Below are 24169 nucleotides of genomic sequence, written 5' to 3' on the forward strand. Positions count from 1 at the left end.
GATGAGCGGTGTGGGAAACGGCCCCATGTCCGACCTCCGCGACATCCTCCGCACCAAGGCCGCCGAACTCGGCTTCTCGGCGTGCCGGTTCGCCTCGGCGTCCGAGCCCTGGTCCGCCGGCGAACGCCTCGCCCATTTCGTCGAGGCCGGGCGTCACGGCGACATGCAATGGATGGAGACCACTCTCGAACGCCGCGCCCACCCCACCGCCATGTGGGACGGCGCCCGGACGGCCATCGTGCTCGGGATGAATTACGGCCCCGAAACTGACCCCCTGCCCGAGATGGCCGACGCCTCCGCCGGCTACATCTCCGTCTACGCGCGCGGCGACGACTACCACGAACTGATCAAGGGCCGGCTGAAGACCCTGGCCGGCCAGGTCGCCGCCAGGCTGGGCGCGGAGGTGAAGGTCTTCGTCGACACCGCCCCGCTGATGGAAAAGCCCCTGGCCCAGCGCGCCGGTCTCGGCTGGCAGGGGAAACACACCAATGTCCTCAGCCGCGAGCACGGCAACTGGCTGTTCCTCGGCGTCATCCTGACGGCCGCGGAGATCGAGCCCGACCCGGCCGAGACCGACCACTGCGGCTCCTGCACGGCCTGTCTCGACGCCTGTCCGACGAACGCCTTCCCGGCGCCCTTCCAGCTCGATGCGCGCCGCTGCCTGTCCTACCTGACCATCGAGCACGCCGGCCCCTGGCCGATGGAGTTCCGCGACCTGACCGGCTCGCGCATCTACGGCTGTGACGACTGTCTGGGCGTCTGTCCGTGGAACAAGTTCGCGCAAGGCTCCCGCGAGACCCGCCTCGCCGCCCGCGAAGCCTCGGTGAGTCCCCGCCTGGATCACCTCGCCGCACTTGACGACCCGACGTTCCGGACCCTGTTCTCCAAAAGCCCGATCAAGCGCATAGGCCGCGACCGGTTCGTGCGGAACGTCCTCTATGCGGTAGGCAACTCGGGGGATCCGGCGCTGGTGGAGAGCGCTGAACGGCTTCTGGACGACGCATCGCCGGTCGTGCGCGGGGCTGCCGTCTGGGCGCTGTCACGGCTGTCGGACACACAGTCGTTCGCCGCCGCGCGAGAGGCGAGACTGGCGCGGGAAGAGGACGAGAGCGTCAGGGCCGAGTGGGGCGACTAGCCCTGCGCCAAGCCGACACCGCGGCCTCCCCCGGGCACCGGCGCCACGTCCAGCAGCTTGATGCGGAAAACCAGGACGGAGTTCGGCGGGATGTCCGCCCCCTGCCCCTGCTCGCCATACCCCAGCGCCGGCGGGACATAGAGCATCCACTCGTCGCCGACTTTCATCCGCTGAAGGGCCTCGGTCCAGCCGGGCACGACCTGTTCGGCCGTGGTCACATAGGGCTGGCCGCGCGAGAACGATGAGTCGAACACCGAGCCGTCGGTCAGGGCCCCTTCGTAGTCCACCCGCACCAGATCGTTCCGATCCGGCGTCGCCGCGCCCGACGGACCGGACTGAATGACCTTGTATTGCAGACCAGACGGCAGGGTTTCGACCCCCTCCGCCTTGCCGTTCGACTCCATGAAGAAGGCCGCGGCCCGGGCGTTGGCGTCCAGATCCGCGCCGCCCGCCGCGTCGCGGTTGCAGCCGGCCAGCATCAGGACCGAAATCGCGCCGACGGCCGCTGCCGTCCTAGCCCATCCGAAGCGCATAACCCTTGTCCTTCAAAGCCTGTCCGATCGCGTCGGAGTGGGCGCTATCGCGCGTTTCGACCATGATGTCGAACTCCGCGCCCTTGGCCGGGACGTCGAGCGCCAGACGGTTGTGGACGACGTCGATGATGTTGCCGCCGAGGCCCCCGATCACCGCCGCCATGGCCGACAGCATGCCCGGCCGGTCGTCGCCCAGGATGCGATAGACGATCAGACGCTTCTCGCGGACCATCTCGCGGTTCAACACCACGGCCAGCATCCGCGCGTCGATGTTACCGCCGCACAGGACCAGGCCGACCTTCATCCCCTTGAACCGCTCCGGATAGCGCAGCAGGGCCGCCAGACCGCCGGCCCCAGCGCCCTCGGCCACGGTCTTCTCAAGGGTCGCGAACAGCGCCACGGCCTTTTCGAAATCTTCCTCGTCGACGACCAGCACGTCCTCGACCAGGGGATCGGCGAGGGCGAAGGGGATGTCGCCGACCGCCTTGATGGCGATGCCCTCGGCGATCGTCGCGCCGCCGCAGCGTGGCGTCTCGCTCTTCCGCCTGGCGGTGAACGACGGGTACATGGCCGCCTCGACGCCGAAGATGCGGATGTCCGGTTTGATCGCCTTGGCCGCGATCGAGCAGCCCGCGATCAGCCCTCCGCCTCCGATAGGGATGATCAGGGCGTCGAGGTCCGGCGCGTCCTCCAGAAACTCGATGGCGCAGACGCCTTGGCCGGTCACGATTCCCTCGTCGTCGAAGGCGGAGATGAAGACGAAGCCTTCCTCGTCGCGCAGGCGATGCGCTTCCTCGGTCGAGCCGGTGAAGTCCGCGCCCTTGATGACGACCGTCGCGCCGTGGCTGCGGGTGCCGTCGATCTTGGTGAAGGGCGTGCCCTCGGGCATGACGATGGTCACCGGGATGCCAAGTCGACCGCCATGGTAGGCCAGGGCCTGGGCGTGATTGCCCGCCGAGGCGGCGACGACGCCGCGCCTCCGCTCTTCCGGGCTGAGCTGGCTCAGCCGGTTCAGGGCGCCCCGCTCCTTGAAGCTGCCTGTGAAGTGCAGATTGTCGTACTTGATCCAGACCTCTGCCCCGGTCAGCGCCGACAGGCGTCTGGAGTAGCGGACCGGCGTGCGGTCGACCTGCCCGGCGATGCGGCCCTGCGCCGCCTGGATATCCGCGAATACGACTGTCATGGGGTCCCTGTAGACCAGCTGGGCGGTCGGTCCGAACGGCCGGCCGTTCTGTTGTTCGGGTCTTGTGGCGCCCGCCGTCAGGTCCCGCAACCTTGACCTTACGCCTGCGTTAGGCGTCATGTGGACCTGGCCCTTCAGGCGTATCCATGTGCCCGTTCGAGAAAAGTCCGATGTCGATGCGCTCCGCTTCCACCCTCGCCGCCGCCGCTGCGATTACCGCCGCCCTGTCCGCCTGCGCGCCCGTCCCCGGGCCGTCGGGCTATGCGCCGGCGCCGCCCGCCGCCTTCAACGCCGCCGACTTCGGCTGGTCGACCCGGACGGGTACGGCGGGCATCGCAGGCAGCGTCGCCTATGGCCGCGACGGCCAGAGCTTCGCCTGCACCGGATCGGTCGCCCTGACGCCCGACACCCCCTACACCCGCGCCCGGTTCCAGACCCTGTACGGATCGACCGACCAGGCGGCGGTCCCAGAGGCGGTGATTCGCGCCCGCACCGTGGCCGATCCCAATGGCGACTACCGCTCCTATGTTCGGTCGGCGACCTGCGCCAACGGTCGCTTCCGCTTCGACGGCCTGCCGGATGGCGGCTGGTTCCTGATCACCCCGGTCAGCGCTGGCGGCGACCGCATCGTCCTGATGCGCCACGTCGTGACCCGCGCCGGCACGACCGCCAACGTCACTCTGTAGCGTCCGACCCCAAACCGGCGGGTCGATCCCGCACAAGCCGAGGCGTTAACCATGAAAGCCGCAGCCATCGCCGTCGCCCTCCTGACCGCCTCGGTCGCGCTTCCGGCCGTTGCGCAGAACTGGAGCTATCCGGATCAGGTGCGGTCGTATTCGAGCTACGGTCGCTATGGCTACGACTACAACGGCCAGCAAGACCGCCCCGGCGACTATCGCTGCGACGCCTACTGGGATCGCGGCCGCGACGACTGCGACGCCCGCTGGCGCGACCATCGTCCTATGCGGTCCTATAGCTCCTATCGCTCGAACCAGGGCTACAGCCCTTACAGCCGCGAGCGCGACGGCGGCGGCTACGTCTATCAGCCCTACAACCAGGGGACCCAGTACTACGGTGCCTATGGTCGACCCGATCAGGTCTATCCCGGCTCGGGCTACGGCGGTCAGGTCCTGAACTACTATGGCGCGGGCTACGGCAACGGCCGCGATGGAGGCCGCCAGTCGTACTGCGCCTCGCGCTACCGGTCCTACGATCCCAACAGCGGCTACTACCGCGCCTATTCGGGCCGACTGATCTTCTGCGGATAACCGCGATCAGTCGATCACAGGTTCGCGCCTGAACGCCGTTCGCCATTTTTCGGACGCACCGGCCCCGCTTTCCTCGACCTCAATCAGTCGGGGAGTACGTCCGTGTCCCAGCACAACATCATCGGTTCGGAAGCCTTCGACCGGTCGCCGTTCGTCATCATCCGCTCGGTCCGCACCGGCGGCATGCGCCGCAAGCAGACGCGCACGGCCTTCGCCTTCATGGCCGGAGCAGCCGCCGCTGTGATCGGCGGAATCGTGGCGGCGGTGGTGGCGTTCGGGCCGGGGTTGGCGGGGGGGTAAAGGCAAACCTACCCCCCCCTGCGGGGGAGGGGTAGGCTTCGGCCTAAGCCAGCCACACCATCATCCGCGTATCGATGTCCGCCTGCCGCGCGCGGCTGAACGCCCGGCGCGTCTCGCCGGTGTAGAGGAAGCCCGCCTTCTCCAGCACACGCCCCGACGCCGGGTTGTCGGCGAAATGCCCGGCCACCAGCGCACGCCGCTTCCAGCGCTTGGACGCCCAGACCAGGGCGCCTTCCAGCGCCTCGGTCGCCAGACCCCGGCCCCAGAACTCGCGGCCGATCCAGTAGCCGGTCTCAGGCACCCGATCCTCGTCCTCGAACATGCCCAGAACGCCCACGACGCCGTGGTCCTCGTGCTCGATGACAAAGGTGTTGGCTCGAGCCGGGTTCTGTGCGGCGACGGCGATGACGAAGTCCTCCGCATCGCCCTGTCCGAAGGGGTGCGGCATCCGCTTGGTCATGCGGGCGATGTCGTGATCGTTGGCCAGGCGGGCGATTGCGGGCACGTCCTGCGGCGCGGGCGCGCGCAGCAACAAACGCCGGGTCTCGACGACCGGAGAGGTTTCAATGACGCACATGTCTGGCCTCGTTCATCGGTCCGCCTCCTTGGAGGGCTCGGGCGGACTTCGAGGCGGGGAAACGCAAACGGGGAGCCTGGTGATCCAGACTCCCCGCGGAATATTTCCCTTGGTCCGGATCGGCTGCTTCTTGGAGGAGCAACGCGATCCGAAATCCGGTTTCGCGTTACTCGGCGGCGAGCGCCTGTCGGGCGTCGTCATTCGCCGGAATGATCGACACGTAACAACGGCCGTTGGCTTTCTTGGTGAACTTCACGGCGCCGTGCTCGGTGGCGAACAGGGTGTGGTCGCGGCCGAGGCCGACGTTCTCACCCGGGTGGAAGGTGGTGCCGCGCTGGCGCACGAGGATGTTGCCGGCCAGGACGTTTTCGCCGCCGAACTTCTTCACGCCCAGGCGCTTGGAGTGCGAGTCGCGACCGTTACGCGACGAACCACCGGATTTTTTGTGAGCCATCTGAACTCTCTCTTCGTTGCGTCAGCGGCCGTAGGACCGTCTGGCGCGCGTCTTGTTTTAGGCTTCGTCGGTCGAAGCGGCGGTTTCGGTCGGGGCGGCCTTCTTGGCCGGGGCCTTCTTGGGGGGAGCCGAAGCTTCCACCACGCCGGCTTCGACCTTGGCGCCGTTGCCGCCGGTCACGACCGTCTCGGTCGAACCCAGGTCAGACGTCGCCGTGCGCGAGGCCAGGTTGCGGGCGCGCAGGTTGATCTCGGCCTTGGTCATCAGGTCGATCTTGCCTTCCCACTTGGCGGTCTCGCCGGCGCCGTCGATGCCGGTGATGCGCAGGACCGATTCCATCTGGCGGTGGCCGTTCGTGCGGCGATAGCCCTGACGACGGGTCTTCTTGAAGATCTTGACCTTCTCGCCCTTGCGGGTCTCGATCAGGGTCGCGCCGACGAAGGCGCCCGAGATCAGCGGTGCGCCCAGGGTCACGCCCTTGTCGCCGCCCAGCATCAGGACGCTGTCGAACTTCAGTTCCTGACCGGCGTCGCCGTCCAGCTTTTCAACGACGATCGTGTCGCCCGGTTGAACCCGGTACTGCTTGCCGCCGGTCTTGATCACCGCGTACATGTTGGAGCCTCAGCGTAACGCAAAAAAGGATGCGCCCGCCGGGTAGACCCCGCGGGCGAAGAGCGGCGACATATACGGACCGCCCCCTCCGAGTCAACGCGAAAGGCGCCGAAAACGCCCGGCGCCGCTCATTTGGACGGCTGATCTAGCCCCGTTCCTGCAGGCCGTGCAAAGACGAACCGCGCCACAGGGGAAGACGCCATGACCCAGACCACCGACCGCCGGGTCGTCGCCGCCCGCCGCATCGCGGGCCATATCGCCGACCACCTTCAGGCCGACCTTTCGCTGGAACTGTGGACAGGCGAGGTCATTCCGCTCGGCCCCGACGCCCGCGACGACATCCGCATCATCCTGGCTGATCCCTCCGCCGTGCGCCGCCTGATTCTCAAGCCCGGCCTGATGACCCTGTTCGAGCTTTACGCCACCGGCGATGTCCGCATCGAGGGCGGATCGCCGCTGGAGGCCGCCGACCGCTGGGACCACGGCCGGGCCGTCCACCTGCCGAAGCGCGTGAACAAGGGACTGATTGCGCGCGAACTGGTTCCCTTCCTGCTGGCCGGGTCGAAACGCTCGATCGGCGACGCCGCCTACGACCCCAACGGCGAGGCAGGCCAGCGTCAGGCCAAGGCCGCCCGCAAGGACAAGGACTTCATCTCCTTCCACTATGACGTCGGCAACGACTTCTACGGCCTCTTCCTCGATCCGGAGATGGTCTATTCCAGCGCCTATTACGCCAATGCCGATCAGTCGCTGGAAGACGCCCAGACTCGCAAGCTGGACTTCATCTGTCGCAAGCTCCGCCTCAAGCCCGGCCAGAAGCTGCTCGACGTCGGCTGCGGATGGGGCGGCCTGTCGTGCTGGGCGGCGCAACACTACGGCGTCACCGTCCACGGCGTGACCCTGTCGGAGGAACAACTCGCCTTCGCCAACGCCAAGATCGCCCGCCTCGGCCTGCAGGACAGGATCACGCTCGAGCTCAAGGACTACCGCGATCTGACGATGACCGAGCATTTCGACGCCATCTCCCAGGTCGAGATGTTCGAGCACGTCGGCTTCGCCAACCACGACCGCCACTTCATGGAGATGCACCGCCTGCTGAAACCGCGCGGCCTCTATTTCCACCAGGCCTCGGTGCGTCGTGGCGGCCGCGAGGCCGGAAACATCACGCCCCAGACCAACGCCACCCGCACCATCGGCCGCTTCATCTTCCCGGGCGGAGAGCTGGACACCATCGGCATGACGGTGACCAACCTCGGCCGCCTCGGCTTCGAGGTTCTGGACGTTGAGGACCTGCGTGAGCATTTCCAGGCCACCACCGCCGAATGGTCCCGCCGCCTGATGGCCCGCCGCGACGAGGCCGTCGCCCTGGTCGGCGAAGAACGCACCCGCCTCTGGCTCATCTTCTTCGCCATGTGCGCCAAGGGCTTCGAGCGGGGGTCGATCCTTGTGTACCAGACGGTGGCGCAGAAGCGGCGCGCGGGTCCGTCAGGCGTGCCACTGGATCGGGGATCGCTTTATCGCTGATCCCGGCTGGCGCGTTATAAAGTAACAGGCTATATCGCGATCAATGTCGCCGCCCGATCTCGAACAGCCGGTCCTGTGGTCCCTACTCGGGGGCGGGTTCGCCGCGGCCTTTCTGCACGCGGCCCTGCCGACCCACTGGTTGCCGTTCGTACTGGTCGGGCGCGCCCAGCGGTGGGGCTTGCCGAAGAACCTCTTGGCCGTCGCCGCCGCCGGCCTCGCCCACATCGCCTCGACCGCCTTGGTCGGCTCCCTGATCGTCGCGGCCGGGATGGCGCTGGACGAGATTGTCGCCGGCCTCCTCCCCCATCTCTCCGCCATCCTTCTGTTCAGCTTCGGCGCCTTCTATCTGGTCAAGTCCGCCATCCGTCGCCCGGTCATGGCGGGCGGCCCCGCCCTCGACCTCGCCGAGCCCACCGTCGGCCACGGCGCCGCATTCTGGGGCCTGGTCGCCGTCATGGCCCTGTCGCCCGGCGAGGTGCTGCTCCCCATCTATATGTCCTCCGCCCAGGAAGGCGTCGGCGCCCTCGCCCTTCTGACCGCCGCCTTCGCCCTCGGCACCATTCTCGGCATGGCGACCTTCACCACCCTGGCCCGCGCGGGCGCCTCGGTTCTCAAGCTGGAGCGGTGGGCGCGCTATGAAGGGGCCATCCTCGGCCTCGCCCTGATCGCGATCGGCCTTCTCGTCGTGCTCCACCAGCACTAGGGTCGCCGGATGGCTTTCCACGATCACGCACACGGCGACCATGAGCATGGTCACGACCATTCGCATCATGGTCACTCCCATGGCGGAGGCGGCCACCACGGCCACGCCCACGGCCCGGTCGACACCGGCGACTGGCGCTATCTGGTCGGACTGATCGTCAACCTCGCCTTCGTCGCCTGCGAGTTCGGCGCCGGGATTTACAGCGGCTCCACCGCCCTCCTCGCCGACGCCGGCCACAATCTGTCGGACGTCCTCGGCCTCGCCATGGCCGGCGGCGCGGCCGTCCTCGCCCGTCGCGCGGCGGGCAAGCAACTGACCTACGGCTTCGGCAAGGCAACCATCCTCGCCGCCCTCGCCAACGCCCTCCTGCTCATCTTCGCCTGCGGAGCCATCGCCTTCGAGGCGGTCCAGCGGCTGACCGATCCCGCCCCGGTCCAGTCCGGCATCATCATGATCGTGGCCGGCATCGGCTTCGTCATCAACCTGGGCACCGCGCTCCTGTTCATGCGCGACCAGCACAGCGACCTGAACGCGCGCGGAGCCTATTTGCACATGATGGCCGACGCCGGCGTCTCCATCGGCGTCGTCATTTCGGGCGCCCTGATCCTGTTCACAGGCTGGTCCATCGTCGACCCGCTGGTCTCCATCGCCATTGTCATCGTCATCCTTCTGGGCACCTGGGGCCTGCTCAAGGATTCGGTTGGCCTGGCCATGGACGCCGCCCCCGGTTCGGTCGATGTCGCCAAGGTCAGGGACGCCCTCGCCGCCCTCCCCGGCGTTTCGGCCGTCCACGACCTGCACGTCTGGAACATGTCGACGACCTCGACCGCGCTGACCGCCCACCTCGTCCACGACCGCGGCGACCCCCGCGCCCTCCTGGCCGAAGCCCAGACCCTAGCGAAGACGCAATTCGCCATCGCCCACACAACGCTTCAGCTCGAAACCGATGTCATGCCGGATTGCCCGGACTGTTGACCTTCACAAGAAGGGCGCCAACCGCCATCTAGCGCCCATGACCGACACGACCTCTTCGAAGATCCCCGTCACCGTCCTCACCGGCTACCTCGGCGCGGGCAAGACCACCCTGCTTAACCGCATCCTCACCGAGGACCACGGCAAGCGTTACGCCGTCATCGTCAACGAGTTCGGCGAGATCGGCATCGACAATGACCTGGTCGTCGGCGCCGACGAGGACGTGTTCGAGATGAACAACGGCTGCGTCTGCTGCACGGTGCGCGGCGACCTGATCCGCGTCGTCGCCGGCCTGATGAAGCGCCAGAAGCCGGGCCAGCCCGCCTTCGACGCCATCATCGTTGAAACCACCGGCCTCGCCGACCCCGGGCCGGTGGCTCAGACCTTCTTCGTCGACGAGGATGTGAAGGCCAAGACGACGCTCGACAGCGTCACCGCCCTGGTCGACGCCAAACACGTCATGGCCCGCCTGGACGACTCGAAAGAGGCCCGCGAGCAGGTCGCCTTCGCCGACCGCATCATCCTCAACAAGACCGACCTGGCCTCAGCCGCCGAACTGGCCGCCGTCGAGGCCCGCCTCAGGAAGCTCAACCCCATCGCCCCCATCACCCGCGCCGAGCGGGCGAATGTGCCGCTGGACCAGGTGCTGGGCCTGCACGGCTTCGACCTGCAGCGCATCCTCGAGATCCAGCCCGAGTTCGCCAACCCGCCCCACGGCGAGGACGGCCACGTACACGACGAACACTGCGGCCACGACCACCATCACCACGCGCACGATCATGACCACGATCACCACCATCATGGGCACGACCTTGCGCACGGTGTGGACGGGTCGGACGGTTTGGACGGGGTTTCGCCGTCCGTTTCGGGCGCGCGCGGGCACAATCATGCCGACGACATCAAGGGCGTCTCCCTGTCGCTCGACCAGCCGATGAACGGCGTCAAATTCACTCAGTGGCTAGACAAGCTGCTGGGCGAGAAAGGCCAGGACATCCTGCGCGCCAAGGGCATCATCAACGTCGAGGGCGAAGACAAGCGTCTAGTCTTCCAGGCCGTCCACATGATCCTGGAGGGCGACCTGCAACGCGAATGGGGCCCGACCGAACGCCGCTGGAGCCGCGCTGTCTTCATCGGCCGCGACCTCGACGAAGCGGCGCTGAAAGCCGGTTTCGAAAGCTGCGCGGCATGAGCAAAGCCATCCTGATCGTCGGCGCCTCTCGCGGTCTGGGGCTCGGTCTCGTCGCCGAACACCTGAAGCGCGGCTTCGACGTCGTTGCTACCGTGCGCAAACCCGCCGACGAAACAGAACTGAAGGCCCTGCCCGGCGCGGAGCGCCTGACGGTGCTTCAGGCCGACGTGACCTCGGATGACGACATCGCCCGTCTGGCCGCCAAGGTCCCCGGCCTGCTGGACGTCGTCTTCGTCAATGCGGGCGTCATCGGTCCGAAGAGCGTCGTCGATGCCTCGCCCGCAGAGTTGGACAAGGCCTTCCACACCAACGTCTTCGGCCCCATCCGCCTCGCCCACGCCCTCATTGGAAAGATGCGGGACAAGACCGGCGTCCTCGCCCTGATGTCCAGCCGCATGGGCTCCATCGGCGAACAATCCAGCGGCCATTCCGCCGTCTACCGCTCGACCAAGGCCGCGCAGAACAGCCTCGCTCGGTCCCTGTGGCTGACCGAGGCGAAGGATCGTGGCGTCACCGTGCTGTCCATCCACCCCGGCTGGGTGAAGACCGACATGGGCGGTCAGAACGCCGACATCGATATCGAGACCAGCGTGTCCGGCATCGCCGACCAGCTCGCCGCCAACATCGGCGCCGACGCCCATCGCTTCATCGACTACAGGGGCAAGGACATCGCGTGGTAGGGCGTCGCGCATGACGCATTTCACCTTCGACGCCCAGGTCACCTCGGCCCATTTCGAATCCTCCGGCGCGGTCTTCGCCTTGGGCGACGGTTCCGTGCGGTTCGAGGATCGAACCTTCGACGACGTTCATGACGGCGCCATCTTGTGCGCCGTGGTCCACCCGTCCGGCGACGGCCTGGTCACCGGCGGCGACGACGGCCGCGTCATCTGGTCGAGGAAGGGCGAGGCCGGGGTTCTGGCCACCGCCCAAGGACTCAGCAAGGGCCAGTGGATCGATTCCATCGACGCATCGTCCGAGACGAACCTGATCGCCTTCTCCGCCGGCAAGACCCTGTCGGTCATCGACGCGACCGACGCCGCCTTCCGCCGCGACTTCGTCCATGAGCGCACCGTTTCGGGCGTGGCCTTCGATCCCAAGGGCCGCCGCATCGCCACCTCGACCTACGGCGGCGCCTGCCTGTGGTTCGCGCGGATCGCCGATCAGAAGCCGACCAAGCTGGTCTGGGCCGGATCACATACCGGCGTCGCCTTCTCGCCCGACGGCGCCTTCGTGATCACCATGATGCAAGACGCCCAGTTGCACGGCTGGCGGCTGAAGGACGCCAAGAACATGCGGATGGGCGGCTATCCGTCCAAGATCCGTTCCGTCGGCTTTCTCGCGAAAGGCCGGCTTCTGGCCACCTCGGGCGCGCAAGGGACGGTCCTCTGGCCCTTCGACAGCTCGAACGGTCCCATGGGCCGCGAGGCGTCGGAGATCGGCTACGACGACACGACCCTGGTCAACCTGGTCGCCACGGCCAATCCGCACAGCCGCATGGCCGCGGGTCTCGCCGACGGCCGCGTCTGGGTCGCCGACCCGGCCGCCCAGGGGCTCAACTTCATCAAGGCCGAGAAGGGCGCGCCCATCGCGGCCCTGGCCCTGAGTCCGGACGCCACCCGCGTCGCCTGGGCCGACGAAGAGGGTAACGCCGGCGTTTCGGACCTCTAGCCTCGCCCCGCGACGCGCCCTATCGTCCGGCCGAACGGGGGTCCGGATGAGAAATCGGCCGCGAGGCGAGACGCCGAGAATGGCCTTCGGCTGCATGGCCGTGGGCATCCTGGCCCTCGTCGTGATCGGGGCCTTCGCCGTGATCTTCCTGTGGGACGTCAACCTTCACTAGCCTGGCCCTTGCACGGCCACGCCCATCGGCAAAAAACTCCGCACCGGGAGGGATCGATGACCAACGATACAACCCCGCGCCCGAAGAAGCGCCGTCCCCTTCTGACCGCCGCCTTAATCCTCGCCGCCCTGCCGATCGGGGGTGTCCTGATCCACACCTTCGCCCCGCCGCCCCTGACCCTTCTGATGGCGCGCGAGTTCATAGCCGGCCATGGGCTTGACTACCGCTGGCGCTCGCTCGACCAGATCTCGCCCAACCTCGTCGCCTCCGCCATCGCCGCCGAGGACGCCCGCTTCTGTTCCCACGGCGGCTTCGATATGCAGGCCATCGAGAAGGCGCTGCAGAACAACGAGCGCGGCCGAAGGGTGCGGGGCGGCTCCACCATCTCCCAGCAGACGGCCAAGAATGTCTTCCTCTGGCCTGGGCGCGACTGGATCCGAAAGGGTTTTGAGGCCGGCTACACCCTCATGATCGAGACCGTCTGGTCCAAGCGACGGATCATGGAGGTCTATCTGAACGTCGCCGAAATGGGCCCGGGCATTTATGGCGCGGAGGCCGCCGCCCGACACTGGTTCGGCAAGTCCGCCGCCGACCTGTCGCCCCGGGAGGCGGCCCGCATCGCCGCCATCCTGCCCTCGCCGCGACGCTACGACGCCCGCTCCCCCGGCCCCTACCTCCGCCGCCGCGCCGCCCGCGTCCAGGCCAGCGCCCGCGTAGTCCGCAATGAGGGCCTGGCGGACTGCGTGCTGGGCGAACGTTAACCAGCCGCCTTGGCCGAAGCCTTAACCGTCAGGCGCTAAACGAGGTCGATTGCGGTCCCCCGTCCGGGGCCGCCGCGACCACGGGTGGGCCATGACGATCGTAATCCGGGTGATGCAGCGAGCGCGCGACGTCGTGCGCGGCTTCGCATCCGATACGCGCGGCAATATCGCCATGATCTCGGCCTTCGTGATCCCGGTCCTGTTGCTGATCACCTTCGGCGGGATCGACATTCACCGCGCTTCCACCGTGAAGGCCAACCTGCAGGACTCGCTCGACGCCGCCACCCTGGCCGCCGCCCGGTCGCCCTACACGACGGATGCAGACATCACCCGGGTGGGTCTGGCTTCGCTGCAGGCGAACCTGGCGCCCTATAAGGACATTTCTCTCCAGACCGCCGGCACGACGTTCAAGCTTGACAACACCGGCGCGGTCGTCGGCGACGCGCGTGTCAATGTCTCGGCTCTGGTCGCGAACATCATCCTGCCCATGGTCGGCCAGGGCACGGGCGACACGATCCCGGTCAAGGCCCACTCGGAAGTGCTGCGCTCCAACAACCGGGTCGAGGTGGCCCTGGTGCTCGACAACACGGGCTCGATGGCCGGCACGAAGCTGTCGAACCTGAAAGCCGCCGCCACCGACCTGATCGACCGACTGGAGGCCGCCGACAGCCGTTCGATCGAGCCCGACGCCATCAAGATTTCGCTGGTGCCCTTTTCCCAGACTGTTCGCGTCGTCCAGGGCGGCTCGAACACCGTGCCCAGCTACATGTCCAACGCCAATACCCACACGGGCGGGGGCGCCGTGTCCAGCAACCCCTACAGCCTGTTCTCGACCGCAGTCGGCCGCTTCACCCTGTTCGGACGGCTCGGCACGACCTGGGGCGGCTGCGTCGAGGCTCGCCAGGCCCCCTACGACATTCGCGACGACGCCCCCGTGTCCAGCAACCAGGCCCGGATGTTCGTCCCCTATTTCGCTGCCGACGAGCCGGATCGCGACGACTATCCCAACGACTCCACCTGGCGGAACTTCGACTACGAGGGCAACGACTACCTGCTCGACGGCGCCCAGACCGGCAGCAACAACTACGCCGGTTCGAACAATGCCTTCGCCAGTTCCACCGCGCGCAACACCGAGTGGTTCCGCAGGGTTCGCAATAGCGCCAAATACGCCACGACCTATTTGAAGTCCGGCTCGCTCAACACGTCGCGTGGTCCCAATCGCGGCTGCGACCTCCAGCCCCTGATTCGTTTGACCGACAACTACGACCAGCTCCGGACGGCCGTGAACAACATGATCGCAAGCGGCAACACGAACGTGCCACTGGGCACGATGTGGGGCTGGCACACCCTGTCGCCGAATGCCCCCTTCGGCGACGGTCGCGCCTACGGCACGGATCGCCTGACCAAGATCATCATCATCATGACCGACGGCGAGAACGTCATGAGCCAGTACGACAGCCCCAACGGGTCGAACTACAACGGCATGGGCTACATCTGGCAGAACCGTCTGGGCATCACCTCTGGGTCCGATTCCCAGCGCCGCACGGCCATGGACAATCGCTTCGACCACCCCAACGCGGGCGTCGAGGACATGTGCGGCAACATGAAGGGCGACGGCATCGAAGTGTACACGGTGGCGGTCCAGGTGGACGCTAGCGCCCAGACCCTGCTGCGCCGCTGCGCCTCCGACGACGAGCACTATTTCCCGGTGGACAGCGCCTCGGGGATCGGCGCGGCCTTCGACCGCATCGCGGGCGCCATCGAAAACCTGAGGATTTCGCGATGATCGCCTCCTCGATCGCCGCTGCGGGAATGACCTCGGCCGTCGCCCGCTTTGAACAGAGCGCGGTGCGCACCGCCCAGGCGCCCCTGGAGAACCTCGAGACCGAAATGGTCGAGCGCGTCGAAGCCAAGACCCAGTTCTCGGCCAACGTCGCCGTGCTCAAGACCGCCAATGACATGACCGGCGCCCTGCTGGATATTCTGGCCTAGCCCGCTTTGTCCGGCAGGCCAAAGAAGGTCTGGAACCGCTCAGCCAGGGCCCGGTCGCCCGTGACCGCCAGCCGACCGGCCGCCTCCATCTGCGCCAGCGGCGGCTTGCCGTAGACGTATTCGACCACGGCGGCGGGTTCGCAGTCGAACACCACGTCGCAGGTCTCGATCTCGCTCCGTTCGCTGGTCAGGTCGCCGTCCGCGATGGTCGCCACGAAGCTGCGATCCCCGAAGACGAAGCCGATCCGCGCCGTCAGGTCGCCGGCCGCCTCGGCGTCGAACATGGTCCGCAGGGACATCATCACCGACACCGCGCTGATCGGCAGTCCCGGATCGTGCTGCGGAGAGCGGGCGGCCCAGCGGCCCAAAACCTCGAACACCGGCTGCGCCTCATAGCCCCAGTCGGTCAGCTCATAGACTTGGACCGAGGCCGGCGGCGGCAGTTTGCGACGACGCACGATGCCCGCTTCCTCCAGTCCCTCCAGCCGCTGCGTCAGGACGTTGGCCGAGACGCCGCACAGGTCCGACTTCAGGTCGCCGAACCGGCGCGGGCCGAACATCAGTTCGCGCATGACCAGCAGCGCCCACCGCTCCCCAACCAGGTCCAGCCCATGCGCCGCCCCGCAGGCGTCGTGGTAGCGGCGCCCGGACGCCTTCGCAGACTCGCTAGTTACTTTTCCTAACTTCATTGTTGACTAAGATAATCTCATTAGACTAGGTTCGCAATATCGAGAGCCCGCAAACGGCCGCCAAACGGGAAGGAGACAATGGGATGCCCAAGCTGATCTATTCCTTCCTGTCCTCGCTCGACGGCTATGTCGCGGACCGCAATGGCGGGTTTGACTGGGCCGAACCGGACGAGGAGGTTCTCGCCTTCATCAACGATCTCGAACGGCCGCTGCGCAGCTATCTGTACGGCCGCCGGCTGTACGAAATGATGACGGGATGGGAGACGGACCCCTCCTTCGCTGGCCTGTCGCCCGCCAGCGCCGACTTCGCCGAAATCTGGAAGGCGGCCGAGAAGGTGGTCTACTCCACCACCCTGGACGAAGCGCCGACGACCAAGACCCGCATCGAGCGCGCGTTCGATCCCGAGGCCGTGCGTCGGCTGAAGGCGGCCTCAGCCACCGACATCGCCATCGGCGGACCCACCCTCGCGGCCCATGCGTTGAAGGCGGGGCTGGTGGACGAGATCCAGCTGTTCATCGCCCCCGTCCTCGTCGGCGGCGGTCTGAAGATGTTCCCCGACGGCGGCTCCCTGCCGTTGGTGTTGCTCGACACCCGCCGCTTCGACGGCGGCATGACCTATCTCCGCTACCAGGTCGTCCAAGACCTAGCGGAGTGACCAAGGCTCCCCAGAGAGCCGCTGACACGGAGGTTTCCATGCCCGACAAGATCACCCCCTGTATCTGGTACGACCTCGGCCAGGCCCGTCCGGCGGCGGAGTTCTACGTCTCGCTCGGCCTGCCCAACAGCCATGTCGACAAGACCACCGACAGCCCCAACGACAACCCCTCCACCAAGGCGGGCGAGGAGTTGGTCGTCGAATTCACCCTGGCCGGCCGCACATTCATGGGCCTGAACGGTGGACCTCAATTCCCGCAGTCCGAGGCTGTCTCGTTCCAGATCTATACCGACGACCAGGCCGAGACCGACCGTCTGTGGAACGCCATCGTCGGCAACGGCGGCGCCGAGAGCCAGTGTGGCTGGTGCAAGGATCGCTGGGGCGTCAACTGGCAGATCACGCCCAAGCGGCTGATGGCCTTTTATGACGAGAGCCCAGCCCGCGCGAAGGCCGCCTTCGGCGCCATGATGACGATGAGGAAGATCGACATCGCCGCCCTGGAAGCCGCCGCCGACGCGGCGTCCTGACGCATTCGTACAATATCCCGTCCGCCTCACAGTCACACATGGGCCTCAAGCAGCGAGCGACCGCGTCGCGAGCGGTAGGCCTCTCCGAAGGAGCACCAGAATGTCCTACATCACCGGCTTCCTGATCCCCGTCCCCGCCGAGAACAAGGAGCGCTACCGCAAGTCCGCGGAGGTCAGCTGGCCCCTGTTCAAGGAGTTCGGCGCGCTCGAACAGGTCGAGACCTGGGGCGACAATGTCCCGGGCGGCGAGCACACCTCCTTCCCCATGGCCGTGAAGGCGGAAGAGAGCGAGGTCGTCGTCTTCTCGTGGCTGAAATGGCCGGACAAGGCGACCGCCGACGCCGCCTGGCAGAAGATGATGGAAGACCCGCGCTTCGAAGGCATGGACATGCCGTTCGACGGTAAGCGGATGATGTGGGGCGGTTTCGAACCTATCTTCGAGAGCTGATCCCGCTGAGCCAAGCCGGCAGGGCCTGTGACGCCTCCCCAGCGGGAGACCCCGTCACAAGGCCTTGACCGTTCCACTGTTACATCATAGTGGAACACAGACATGTCCGCCCCACTTTCCAAGAAGGCCATCGATAAGGCCGCCGACGACCGGCTGGCGCTTTATGACGCCCTGCTGTCGCTGAAGACGCCGGCGGAGCTGGACGCCTTCCTGTCGGACCTCTGCACCCCCGCCGAACTGCGCGCCTTTTCCGAGCGGTGGGCGGTGGCCCGGCTGCTGGACGAGGGACTGAAGACCTATCGGGAGATCGGCGCGGAGGCGGGCGCCAGCCCCACCACCGTCGTCCGCGTCGCGCGTTTCCTGCGCGAGATGGATCATCAGGGCTATCGCCTCGTTCTCGATCGCCTGACCAAGAAAGCCTGACTTGCCATGAGTACCGTCCAGGGGCGACTTCGCATCGCCGTGCAGAAATCCGGCCGCCTGGCCGACCGCAGTCTCGACCTCGTGCGGGACGCCGGCCTGCGCGTCGTGAAGGGGGCGAACGACCTGCTCTACAAGGTCGAGAACTATCCGATCGACCTGCTGCGCGTGCGTGACGACGACATCCCCACCTTTGTGGCGGACGGGGTCTGCGACCTCGGCATCGTCGGGGAGAATGTGCTGGAAGAGGGCAAGAATGGCGGGGCCAATGCCTCGGTCGTGATGCCGTTGGGGTTCGGGAAATGCACCCTGAAGCTCGCCTGTCCGCCGACGCTGGACTACGCAGGGCCGGCATCGCTGGAGGGGCTGCGGATCGCGACGTCCTATCCGAGGATCCTCAAACGCTATCTGGATGAGCAGGGCGTCCAGGCCGACACCGTCGTCATGCGCGGCGCGGTCGAGGTCGCGCCCCGGCTGAAGCTGGCGGCGGCGATCTGCGATCTGGTGTCGACCGGCGCGACGCTGGAAGCCAACGGTCTTGTCGCCAAGGAGACGGTGTTCGAGAGTCAGGCCGTGCTGATCCAGTCGCCTGTCGCGCCTGAGCCGGGCCTGCAGCACCTGCTAGATTCGGTCATCGAGCGGATGGCGGGCGTGGTGTCCTCCCAAGGGGCGAAATACGTGATGCTGAACGCACCGCGCTCGGCGCTGGACCAGATCACGGCGATCCTGCCCGGAGCGGGCGCGCCGACGGTCATGCCTCTGATGGGACGCGACGATGCGGTCGCGGTCCACGCCGTCTGCCAAGAGGCCGTTTTCTGGGAGACCCTCGAGAAGCTGAAGGCGGCAGGCGCTTCGGCCATCCTCGTCCTCCCCATCGAGAAGATGATGTGATGCCCCCGTCTGTCTTCAAACGCATAGATTGGGCGACATTGGATGCGGCGGGGCGGCGCGAGGCCCTGGCCCGGCCGAAGCAGCGATCGGAAGCGAACGTCGTGGACGCCGTGCGCGCCATCTTCGATGACGTGGAAGCGCGCGGCGGCGCGGCCGTGACGGAGTGGGCGATCAAGCTGGACGGCTTCGCGCCGCGCCGGATCGCTATCACTGAGGCGGTCGTGGCCGAGGCGCGCGACGCCCTGCCCCCCGCCGATACGCGGGCGCTGCGGGTCGCGACGGAGAACGTCCGGGTCTTCCATCAGGCGACGGTTCCGGAGGACTCGAAATCGGTCGAGACGACGCCGGGCGTGACGTCGAAGATCGTCTGGCGGCCCATCGGGGCGGCGGGTCTCTATGTGCCCGGCGGGACGGCGCCGCTCTTCTCTTCACTCCTTATGCTGGCTATTCCGGCGGGTGTCGCAGGGGTCGAGACGAGGGTCGCGGTGACGCCGCCGTCGAAGGACGGATCGGCTCATCCGGCCATGATCCTGGCGGCGGCCGAGGCGGGACTGGACGCGCTCTGGCTGATCGGCGGGGCGCAGGCGATCGCGGCGATGACGTTCGGCGTAACGCTGGAGGACGGCGAGATCCCCGCCTGTGACAAGCTGTTCGGACCGGGCAACGCCTATGTGGCCGAGGCCAAGCGATATGCGTCCTCCCTGCCCGGCGGGCCGAGCGCGGACATGCCGGCGGGGCCGTCGGAACTGCTGGTCATCGCCGACCGGAGCGCCGACGCGGACCTGGTGGCCGCCGACCTGTTGAGCCAAGCCGAGCACGACGCGGACGCCCAGGTGGTGCTGGTCGCTGACCGGGTCGCGACCATCGATGCGGTGTTGGAAGAGGTCGAGGAGCAGGTCTCCACCTTGCCTCGCCAAGCCATCGCGCGAACGTCGCTCGCCGAGGCGCGGGCGGTGCTGGTGTCCGATCTGGACGAGGCGGTCGCGGTGTCGAACCTCTATGGACCCGAGCACCTCGCGCTGCATGTCGAGAACGCGGAAGCGCTGGTGCCAAAAATCCGGGCGGCGGGGGCGGTGTTCGTCGGGCGATGGGCGGCCGAGACTCTCGGCGACTATGCAGCGGGTCCGAGCCACGTCCTGCCCACCGACGGCGGGGCGCGGACCTTGGGCGGGATCACCACCGCCAGCTTCATGACTTCAATGTCGGTGCAGACGGTGACCGAGGCCGGCGCCGAACGGTTGGGGCCTATCGCGGCGCGGCTGGCGCGACTGGAAGGGTTGGAGGCCCACGCGCGGGCAGCCGATCTAAGGAGCGTGCCGTGACCCTGCCCGCCCCCTATTCACCTCTCGTCACCGGCGGCGAGGGCCTGGAGAAATATCCCGGCGAGCCGACGGCGCTGCAGGCGCGGATGGCGCAGGTCTATGGCGTCGCCGCCGATCAAGTGCTGGCGGTACGCGGCCTGACGCACGGGCTGGAACTGGTCTGGCGCATGGCGGCGAGGGATGGACGATCGGTCGAGGCGCCCGAAGCCGAGCCCTATGCCGAGCTGGGTCGCATCTATCGCCCCGGCGACGGCGAACGGGCGGCGGTGGTGATCCGCGCGCTGGGGTCTGCCGAGGCCGTGGTCGAGATGGCGGAACGCGTCGCGCCTGCTCTCCTGATTGTGGACGAAGGGCTGGTCGAGTTCTCAGACGCGCCGTCGGCGGCGACACTCGTTTCGCAGCACGCCAATCTGGTGGTTCTGCGGAGCCTGTCGATGGCCCATGGTTTGGCCGGCGCACGAGTCGGCGCGGCGCTGGCTCGGGCGGAGACGCTGGCGCTGCTCGCCGAGGTGGTCGAGCCCTATGCCTTGCCCGCCCCCCTGGTGCGGCTGGCGATGCAGGCGCTGGACCCGTCCCGGATGATCGAGACGGCGGAGCGGATTGCAGCCGTCCGACGCGAGCGCGAGCGGCTGGTGCGAGAAATCGGCCGGACCATGGTGGTCGAGAAAGGCGCGGGGCCGATCCTGATGGCGCGGCCTTCGGACTTGGAGGCGACACTGGGCGAACTGGCGAAGTACGGTGTGGCGGCAGACCGGTCGGGCGACCGGCTGAGGCTGCCGGTGTCGATCAAGGCCGAGGTCAACGACCGGCTGTTGACGGCGCTCGGCCTGACGCCGGCCAAGGCGCGGTCGCATCGGGTCGGGCAGGCCGTGCGCGACACCAAGGAGACGCGCATCGTCTGCGCCGTCGATCTGGACGCGACGGGACCGATCAGGATCGAGACCGGCGTCGGCTTCTTCGACCACATGCTGGAGCAGGTGGCCGCGCACGGAGGGTTCTCCCTGCGGCTGTCGTGCGAGGGCGACCTGCACACCGACCCTCACCACACCATCGAGGACTCGGCCATCGCACTGGGTCTGGCGCTGAAACAGGCGCTGGGCGAGCGACGCGGGATCGCGCGCTACGGCTTCGTCCTGGCCATGGACGAGGCGCAGGCGAACGTGGCCATCGACCTGTCGGGACGCCCCTATCCGCTGTTCGAGGGGACGTTCGCGACGCCTTTCATCGGCGAGTACCGCACTGACCTGACGGCGCATGTCTTCCGCTCGCTGGCCGAGGCGATGGGGGCGGCGGTGCACATCTCCGTCACCGGCGACGACGACCACCACAAGACCGAGGCCGTCTACAAGGGCTTCGGCCGAGCGCTGCGACAGGCGATCCGGATCGAGGGCGATGTGGTGCCCTCGACCAAGGGTGTGCTGTGACCGTCGTCATCGTCCACCTCGGCGCGGGGAATACCGCCTCGGTCCAGTTCGCGCTGGAGCGGTTGGGCGCCGACGTCGTCGTGACCTCGGAGGCGAGCGTGATCGCCGACGCGGAGCGAGTGGTGCTGCCGGGGGTGGGAGCCGCCGGCTATGCGATGGAGCAGATGGCGGCGCTGGGTCTGGTGAAGGTCATCAAAGCGTTCGAGCGTCCCCTGATCGGGCTGTGCCTCGGCCAACAGTTGCTGTTCGCCGAGAGCGAGGAGAACGGGGGCGCGACGATGCTGGGGTTCATTCCTGGCCGGGTGACCCGGATGCCTGTTCGTGACGATCTGCCGGTGCCGCACATGGGTTGGTCGCAGCTTCGGAGCCTGGCCGACGATCCGATCCTGGACGGAGTCAAAGAGGGCGACTACGCCTACTTCGTCCACTCATTTGTCTGCCCGGACACAGCGTCGACCATCGCCTGCGCGGACTATGGGGCCGAGGTGCCGGCCATGGTCCGGACGGGCAATCGCTGGGGCTGTCAATTCCACCCGGAGCGATCGGCGAAGGCGGGCGCGCGGATATTGCAGAACTTCCTGGAGTTGCCGGCATGATCGTCTATCCCGCCATCGACCTGCGGAACGGCGTCTGCGTGCGGCTGATGCACGGGCGGTTCAATCAGGTGACCGAATACGATCAGGTCCCGGCGGCGCGGCTGGCGGCCTTCGCGGCGGAGGGTGCGACCTGGGTCCATGTCGTCGATCTGGACGGCGCGGAGGCCGGGCGCGCGATGCAGCACCAACTGATCGGCGAGCTGGCCGGCAGCATCGATGTAAAGATCCAGTCCGGCGGCGGCGTGCGCGACGTGGATGACGTCGAGGCCCTGTTGAACGCGGGTGTGTCGCGGGTGGTGGTCGGGTCGCTTGCGGTCAGCAATCCGGTCGTGGTCGCGACCTGGCTGGAGCGTTTCAGCCCGGATCGCCTCACCCTGGCGTTCGACGTGAAGGTCGGCGAGGACGGCGTGCCCGTGCCGGCGCTGAAGGGCTGGACCGAGGCGGCGGGCGTGGATCTGTGGGCCGCGTTGGATCGTTATCCGGCGGGCACGCTGAAGCATGTGCTGATCACCGATGTGGGTCGGGACGGAGCGTTGACGGGGCCGAACCTGGAACTGCTGGCCGAGGTGCTCCAGCGACGTCCGGAGCTGAAGGTGCAGGCGTCTGGAGGAGTCTCGTCGATCGAGGACATCCTGGCCGCCAAGGCCATCGGCTGTGACGGCGCCATCGTCGGACGAGCCATCTATGAGGGCCGGTTCACGGCTCGACAGGCCATAGAGGCGGTAGAGGCGGTTCAGTGACCGCGCGGCGCATCATTCCGTGCCTCGACGTCAAGGATGGCCGGGTCGTGAAGGGCGTGCAGTTCGAGGGGCATGTCGACATGGGCGACGCCTCGGAGCTCGCTGCCCGCTACCGCGATCAGGGGGCAGACGAGCTGGTCTTCTACGACATCACGGCTAGCCCCGAGGGGCGGACGCTGGACTATGGCTGGGTGCGGGATATCGCGCGGCTGCTGGACATACCCTTCTGCGTGGCGGGCGGGATCCGGACGGTGAACCAGGCGGCGACCTGTCTCGACAACGGGGCGGACAAGGTCTCGATCAACTCCCCGGCCCTGGAGCGGCCCGAGTTGATCACCGAGATGGCCGAGCGGCTGGGGTCCCAGTGCGTGGTGGTCGGGGTCGATAGCCGGCGCGAGGACGGCGACTACGTCGTGCATAAATACACGGGCGATCCGGATGCGCGCCGTCTGGCCGGGCGGCGGACGATGGACTGGATCGTGGAGGCGCAGGAGCGCGGTGCCGGGGAGATCGTGCTGAACTGCATCGATCAGGACGGGGTCCGGAAGGGCTATGACACCGCTCAGCTGGCTGATGCACGGTCGCGGCTGACCATTCCGCTCGTGGCCTCGGGCGGGGCTGGGTCGGAGTCGCATTTTCTGGACGTTTTTGATCGGGCCAATGTGTCTGGAGCACTGGCGGCCAGCGTCTTCCACTCCGGCCAGATCGCAGTGCCGGACCTGAAGGCCTTCCTGGCCGGCGCGGGCGTGGAGGTGAGACAATGAGCATCAATCCGGACACTCTCGATTTCGCCAAGGGCGGCGGCCTGATCCCCGCCGTGGTGCAGGATGCCGACACGCTTCAGGTGCTGACGCTGGCCTATGTGGACCGGGCGGCGCTTGAGGAAACGATCGAGTCCCGTGAAGCGACCTTCTTCTCCCGCTCGCGCGGGGGACGGTGGCGAAAGGGCGAGACCTCGGGCAACAGGCTCAAGGTGGTCGGGATCGCGGCCGACTGCGACGGGGATGCCTTGGTGCTGTCGGTGCGGCCGATGGGACCGGCCTGTCACCTTGGGACCACCAGCTGTTTCGGCGATGAGGACGCGCCGGGTCTGGGTCGAATTGCGCGGCTGGAGCGGACCATCGCCGAACGGGCTGCGGCCGATCCGGAGACGAGCTGGACCGCCAGACTGCTGGCTAAGGGCCCGAAACGGGTGGCGCAGAAGGTCGGCGAGGAAGGCGTGGAGACCGCTCTGGCGGGCGCCGCGGGGCCTGACGAAGAAGTCGCATCCGAGGCGGCGGACCTGATCTATCACTTGCTCGTTCTGTTACGGGCGCGTCACTTGTCGTTTCAGGACGTTCTGGACGTGTTGGCCACGCGCGAGCGACCGGCCAAACAACCACGATAAACGACGGGGCCACATCCCCGACAGGG

30 protein-coding genes are annotated in these 24169 nt (G+C 67.4%); 24 read left to right on the forward strand and 6 right to left on the reverse strand.

Going from position 1 to position 24169, the window contains the following annotated elements:
- Positions 1-25: 25 nt before the first annotated feature.
- Positions 26-1135, forward strand: a complete 1110-nt coding sequence (gene queG / locus O5O43_RS11545; protein ID WP_271084034.1) for a tRNA epoxyqueuosine(34) reductase QueG — start codon at positions 26-28, stop codon at positions 1133-1135.
- Here queG and O5O43_RS11550 read toward each other — a convergent pair.
- Entirely contained in the window at positions 1132-1668 is a 537-nt protein-coding gene (locus O5O43_RS11550; protein WP_271084035.1) for an FKBP-type peptidyl-prolyl cis-trans isomerase, read from the reverse strand. The two genes, queG and O5O43_RS11550, sit on opposite strands and share 4 nt — an antisense overlap.
- Positions 1649-2851 (reverse strand): threonine ammonia-lyase, encoded by a 1203-nt coding sequence (locus O5O43_RS11555; RefSeq protein ID WP_271084036.1) that lies wholly within the window; start codon positions 2849-2851, stop codon positions 1649-1651. The genes O5O43_RS11550 and O5O43_RS11555 overlap by 20 nt, the downstream gene beginning before the upstream one ends.
- Positions 2852-3021: 170 nt before the next feature.
- Between O5O43_RS11555 and O5O43_RS11560 the strand changes: the two genes are divergently transcribed.
- The 3 genes from O5O43_RS11560 to O5O43_RS11570 all read left to right on the forward strand — a co-directional run bounded on the left by O5O43_RS11560 (position 3022) and on the right by O5O43_RS11570 (position 4419).
- On the forward strand, positions 3022-3537 hold the full coding sequence (locus tag O5O43_RS11560; RefSeq protein WP_271084037.1) for a hypothetical protein: 516 nt from the start codon (positions 3022-3024) through the stop codon (positions 3535-3537).
- Between the two features lie 51 nt (positions 3538-3588).
- Positions 3589-4119, forward strand: coding sequence for a BA14K family protein (locus O5O43_RS11565; RefSeq protein ID WP_271084038.1), 531 nt, complete (start codon positions 3589-3591; stop codon positions 4117-4119).
- 102 nt (positions 4120-4221) lie between these two features.
- Positions 4222-4419 (forward strand): hypothetical protein, encoded by a 198-nt coding sequence (locus tag O5O43_RS11570; protein ID WP_271084039.1) that lies wholly within the window; start codon positions 4222-4224, stop codon positions 4417-4419.
- Positions 4420-4462: 43 nt separating this feature from the next.
- Here O5O43_RS11570 and O5O43_RS11575 read toward each other — a convergent pair whose 3' ends face one another.
- The 3 genes from O5O43_RS11575 to rplU form a co-directional block, all read right to left on the reverse strand.
- On the reverse strand, positions 4463-4996 hold the full coding sequence (locus tag O5O43_RS11575; protein ID WP_271084040.1) for a GNAT family N-acetyltransferase: 534 nt from the start codon (positions 4994-4996) through the stop codon (positions 4463-4465).
- A 166-nt stretch (positions 4997-5162) separates the two neighbouring features.
- Positions 5163-5450, reverse strand: a complete 288-nt coding sequence (gene rpmA / locus O5O43_RS11580) for a 50S ribosomal protein L27 (RefSeq protein WP_271084041.1) — start codon at positions 5448-5450, stop codon at positions 5163-5165.
- A gap of 57 nt (positions 5451-5507) precedes the next feature.
- Complete coding sequence (rplU, locus tag O5O43_RS11585; protein ID WP_271084042.1) at positions 5508-6062, reverse strand: 50S ribosomal protein L21; 555 nt, start codon at positions 6060-6062, stop codon at positions 5508-5510.
- 201 nt (positions 6063-6263) lie between these two features.
- On the opposite strand from rplU, the gene O5O43_RS11590 reads away from it, so the two are divergent.
- From O5O43_RS11590 to O5O43_RS11630, 9 genes are all read left to right on the forward strand, one after another.
- The gene (locus tag O5O43_RS11590) at positions 6264-7586 is read left to right on the forward strand and encodes a cyclopropane-fatty-acyl-phospholipid synthase family protein (RefSeq protein WP_271084043.1); all 1323 of its coding nucleotides are present in this window, start codon (positions 6264-6266) and stop codon (positions 7584-7586) included.
- Between the two features lie 43 nt (positions 7587-7629).
- Positions 7630-8289 carry a hypothetical protein gene (locus O5O43_RS11595; protein ID WP_271084044.1) on the forward strand — a complete coding sequence of 220 codons (660 nt, stop codon included), beginning with the start codon at positions 7630-7632 and terminating at the stop codon, positions 8287-8289.
- Between the two features lie 9 nt (positions 8290-8298).
- Entirely contained in the window at positions 8299-9264 is a 966-nt protein-coding gene (locus tag O5O43_RS11600; RefSeq protein WP_271084045.1) for a cation diffusion facilitator family transporter, read from the forward strand.
- 37 nt (positions 9265-9301) lie between these two features.
- A complete protein-coding gene (locus tag O5O43_RS11605) occupies positions 9302-10450 on the forward strand; it encodes a GTP-binding protein (RefSeq protein WP_271084046.1) in 1149 nt (382 codons plus the stop codon).
- Complete coding sequence (locus O5O43_RS11610) at positions 10447-11130, forward strand: SDR family oxidoreductase (RefSeq protein ID WP_271084047.1); 684 nt, start codon at positions 10447-10449, stop codon at positions 11128-11130. Before O5O43_RS11605 ends, O5O43_RS11610 begins: the two co-directional genes overlap by 4 nt.
- Positions 11131-11140: 10 nt before the next feature.
- On the forward strand, positions 11141-12118 hold the full coding sequence (locus tag O5O43_RS11615) for a WD40 repeat domain-containing protein (RefSeq protein ID WP_271084048.1): 978 nt from the start codon (positions 11141-11143) through the stop codon (positions 12116-12118).
- Between the two features lie 228 nt (positions 12119-12346).
- The gene (gene mtgA / locus O5O43_RS11620; RefSeq protein WP_271084049.1) at positions 12347-13051 is read left to right on the forward strand and encodes a monofunctional biosynthetic peptidoglycan transglycosylase; all 705 of its coding nucleotides are present in this window, start codon (positions 12347-12349) and stop codon (positions 13049-13051) included.
- A gap of 91 nt (positions 13052-13142) precedes the next feature.
- Complete coding sequence (locus tag O5O43_RS11625; protein WP_271084050.1) at positions 13143-14837, forward strand: pilus assembly protein; 1695 nt, start codon at positions 13143-13145, stop codon at positions 14835-14837.
- A complete protein-coding gene (locus O5O43_RS11630; RefSeq protein WP_271084051.1) occupies positions 14834-15043 on the forward strand; it encodes a flagellar basal body rod C-terminal domain-containing protein in 210 nt (69 codons plus the stop codon). The genes O5O43_RS11625 and O5O43_RS11630 overlap by 4 nt, the downstream gene beginning before the upstream one ends.
- Here O5O43_RS11630 and O5O43_RS11635 read toward each other — a convergent pair.
- Positions 15040-15732 carry a winged helix-turn-helix transcriptional regulator gene (locus O5O43_RS11635; RefSeq protein WP_271084052.1) on the reverse strand — a complete coding sequence of 231 codons (693 nt, stop codon included), beginning with the start codon at positions 15730-15732 and terminating at the stop codon, positions 15040-15042. The genes O5O43_RS11630 and O5O43_RS11635 overlap by 4 nt on opposite strands.
- Positions 15733-15815: 83 nt before the next feature.
- Between O5O43_RS11635 and O5O43_RS11640 the strand changes: the two genes are divergently transcribed.
- From O5O43_RS11640 to hisIE, 11 genes are all read left to right on the forward strand, one after another.
- Positions 15816-16388: a dihydrofolate reductase family protein gene (locus O5O43_RS11640; protein ID WP_271084053.1), complete on the forward strand. Its 573-nt coding sequence runs from the start codon at positions 15816-15818 to the stop codon at positions 16386-16388.
- Positions 16389-16426: 38 nt separating this feature from the next.
- Positions 16427-16915: a VOC family protein gene (locus tag O5O43_RS11645; protein ID WP_271084054.1), complete on the forward strand. Its 489-nt coding sequence runs from the start codon at positions 16427-16429 to the stop codon at positions 16913-16915.
- A gap of 100 nt (positions 16916-17015) precedes the next feature.
- The gene (locus O5O43_RS11650) at positions 17016-17363 is read left to right on the forward strand and encodes a DUF1428 domain-containing protein (protein ID WP_271084055.1); all 348 of its coding nucleotides are present in this window, start codon (positions 17016-17018) and stop codon (positions 17361-17363) included.
- A 102-nt stretch (positions 17364-17465) separates the two neighbouring features.
- Complete coding sequence (locus O5O43_RS11655; RefSeq protein ID WP_271084056.1) at positions 17466-17786, forward strand: YerC/YecD family TrpR-related protein; 321 nt, start codon at positions 17466-17468, stop codon at positions 17784-17786.
- 6 nt (positions 17787-17792) lie between these two features.
- The gene (gene hisG / locus O5O43_RS11660; protein WP_271084057.1) at positions 17793-18674 is read left to right on the forward strand and encodes an ATP phosphoribosyltransferase; all 882 of its coding nucleotides are present in this window, start codon (positions 17793-17795) and stop codon (positions 18672-18674) included.
- Positions 18674-19996, forward strand: coding sequence for a histidinol dehydrogenase (gene hisD, locus O5O43_RS11665; protein WP_271084058.1), 1323 nt, complete (start codon positions 18674-18676; stop codon positions 19994-19996). Before hisG ends, hisD begins: the two co-directional genes overlap by 1 nt.
- A complete protein-coding gene (gene hisB / locus O5O43_RS11670; protein ID WP_271084059.1) occupies positions 19993-21420 on the forward strand; it encodes an imidazoleglycerol-phosphate dehydratase HisB in 1428 nt (475 codons plus the stop codon). Before hisD ends, hisB begins: the two co-directional genes overlap by 4 nt.
- Positions 21417-22016, forward strand: coding sequence for an imidazole glycerol phosphate synthase subunit HisH (hisH, locus tag O5O43_RS11675; RefSeq protein ID WP_271084060.1), 600 nt, complete (start codon positions 21417-21419; stop codon positions 22014-22016). Before hisB ends, hisH begins: the two co-directional genes overlap by 4 nt.
- Positions 22013-22756, forward strand: coding sequence for a 1-(5-phosphoribosyl)-5-[(5-phosphoribosylamino)methylideneamino]imidazole-4-carboxamide isomerase (gene hisA, locus O5O43_RS11680; protein ID WP_271084061.1), 744 nt, complete (start codon positions 22013-22015; stop codon positions 22754-22756). Before hisH ends, hisA begins: the two co-directional genes overlap by 4 nt.
- Entirely contained in the window at positions 22753-23520 is a 768-nt protein-coding gene (gene hisF, locus O5O43_RS11685; protein WP_271084062.1) for an imidazole glycerol phosphate synthase subunit HisF, read from the forward strand. The genes hisA and hisF overlap by 4 nt, the downstream gene beginning before the upstream one ends.
- Positions 23517-24143 (forward strand): bifunctional phosphoribosyl-AMP cyclohydrolase/phosphoribosyl-ATP diphosphatase HisIE, encoded by a 627-nt coding sequence (gene hisIE / locus O5O43_RS11690; RefSeq protein WP_271084063.1) that lies wholly within the window; start codon positions 23517-23519, stop codon positions 24141-24143. The genes hisF and hisIE overlap by 4 nt, the downstream gene beginning before the upstream one ends.
- Positions 24144-24169: the final 26 nt, after the last annotated feature.

Source organism: Brevundimonas sp. NIBR11, assembly GCF_027912535.1.
Taxonomy (GTDB): domain Bacteria; phylum Pseudomonadota; class Alphaproteobacteria; order Caulobacterales; family Caulobacteraceae; genus Brevundimonas.

What these genes read in the sequence shown, in the direction of transcription:
- hisG (WP_271084057.1), top strand. Translation starts at nt 17,793, where the DNA reads ATGAGTACCGTCCAGGGGCGACTTCGCATCGCCGTGCAGAAATCCGGC.
- O5O43_RS11565 (WP_271084038.1), top strand. Translation starts at nt 3,589, where the DNA reads ATGAAAGCCGCAGCCATCGCCGTCGCCCTCCTGACCGCCTCGGTCGCG.
- mtgA (WP_271084049.1), top strand. Translation starts at nt 12,347, where the DNA reads ATGACCAACGATACAACCCCGCGCCCGAAGAAGCGCCGTCCCCTTCTG.
- O5O43_RS11590 (WP_271084043.1), top strand. Translation starts at nt 6,264, where the DNA reads ATGACCCAGACCACCGACCGCCGGGTCGTCGCCGCCCGCCGCATCGCG.
- O5O43_RS11630 (WP_271084051.1), top strand. Translation starts at nt 14,834, where the DNA reads ATGATCGCCTCCTCGATCGCCGCTGCGGGAATGACCTCGGCCGTCGCC.
- rpmA (WP_271084041.1), bottom strand. Translation starts at nt 5,450, where the DNA reads ATGGCTCACAAAAAATCCGGTGGTTCGTCGCGTAACGGTCGCGACTCG.
- hisA (WP_271084061.1), top strand. Translation starts at nt 22,013, where the DNA reads ATGATCGTCTATCCCGCCATCGACCTGCGGAACGGCGTCTGCGTGCGG.
- O5O43_RS11645 (WP_271084054.1), top strand. Translation starts at nt 16,427, where the DNA reads ATGCCCGACAAGATCACCCCCTGTATCTGGTACGACCTCGGCCAGGCC.
- rplU (WP_271084042.1), bottom strand. Translation starts at nt 6,062, where the DNA reads ATGTACGCGGTGATCAAGACCGGCGGCAAGCAGTACCGGGTTCAACCG.
- O5O43_RS11595 (WP_271084044.1), top strand. Translation starts at nt 7,630, where the DNA reads ATGTCGCCGCCCGATCTCGAACAGCCGGTCCTGTGGTCCCTACTCGGG.
- O5O43_RS11600 (WP_271084045.1), top strand. Translation starts at nt 8,299, where the DNA reads ATGGCTTTCCACGATCACGCACACGGCGACCATGAGCATGGTCACGAC.
- O5O43_RS11575 (WP_271084040.1), bottom strand. Translation starts at nt 4,996, where the DNA reads ATGTGCGTCATTGAAACCTCTCCGGTCGTCGAGACCCGGCGTTTGTTG.
- queG (WP_271084034.1), top strand. Translation starts at nt 26, where the DNA reads ATGTCCGACCTCCGCGACATCCTCCGCACCAAGGCCGCCGAACTCGGC.
- O5O43_RS11560 (WP_271084037.1), top strand. Translation starts at nt 3,022, where the DNA reads ATGTCGATGCGCTCCGCTTCCACCCTCGCCGCCGCCGCTGCGATTACC.
- O5O43_RS11655 (WP_271084056.1), top strand. Translation starts at nt 17,466, where the DNA reads ATGTCCGCCCCACTTTCCAAGAAGGCCATCGATAAGGCCGCCGACGAC.
- O5O43_RS11550 (WP_271084035.1), bottom strand. Translation starts at nt 1,668, where the DNA reads ATGCGCTTCGGATGGGCTAGGACGGCAGCGGCCGTCGGCGCGATTTCG.
- O5O43_RS11605 (WP_271084046.1), top strand. Translation starts at nt 9,302, where the DNA reads ATGACCGACACGACCTCTTCGAAGATCCCCGTCACCGTCCTCACCGGC.
- O5O43_RS11610 (WP_271084047.1), top strand. Translation starts at nt 10,447, where the DNA reads ATGAGCAAAGCCATCCTGATCGTCGGCGCCTCTCGCGGTCTGGGGCTC.
- hisD (WP_271084058.1), top strand. Translation starts at nt 18,674, where the DNA reads ATGCCCCCGTCTGTCTTCAAACGCATAGATTGGGCGACATTGGATGCG.
- O5O43_RS11555 (WP_271084036.1), bottom strand. Translation starts at nt 2,851, where the DNA reads ATGACAGTCGTATTCGCGGATATCCAGGCGGCGCAGGGCCGCATCGCC.
- O5O43_RS11615 (WP_271084048.1), top strand. Translation starts at nt 11,141, where the DNA reads ATGACGCATTTCACCTTCGACGCCCAGGTCACCTCGGCCCATTTCGAA.
- O5O43_RS11650 (WP_271084055.1), top strand. Translation starts at nt 17,016, where the DNA reads ATGTCCTACATCACCGGCTTCCTGATCCCCGTCCCCGCCGAGAACAAG.
- O5O43_RS11640 (WP_271084053.1), top strand. Translation starts at nt 15,816, where the DNA reads ATGCCCAAGCTGATCTATTCCTTCCTGTCCTCGCTCGACGGCTATGTC.
- hisIE (WP_271084063.1), top strand. Translation starts at nt 23,517, where the DNA reads ATGAGCATCAATCCGGACACTCTCGATTTCGCCAAGGGCGGCGGCCTG.
- O5O43_RS11635 (WP_271084052.1), bottom strand. Translation starts at nt 15,732, where the DNA reads ATGAAGTTAGGAAAAGTAACTAGCGAGTCTGCGAAGGCGTCCGGGCGC.
- O5O43_RS11625 (WP_271084050.1), top strand. Translation starts at nt 13,143, where the DNA reads ATGACGATCGTAATCCGGGTGATGCAGCGAGCGCGCGACGTCGTGCGC.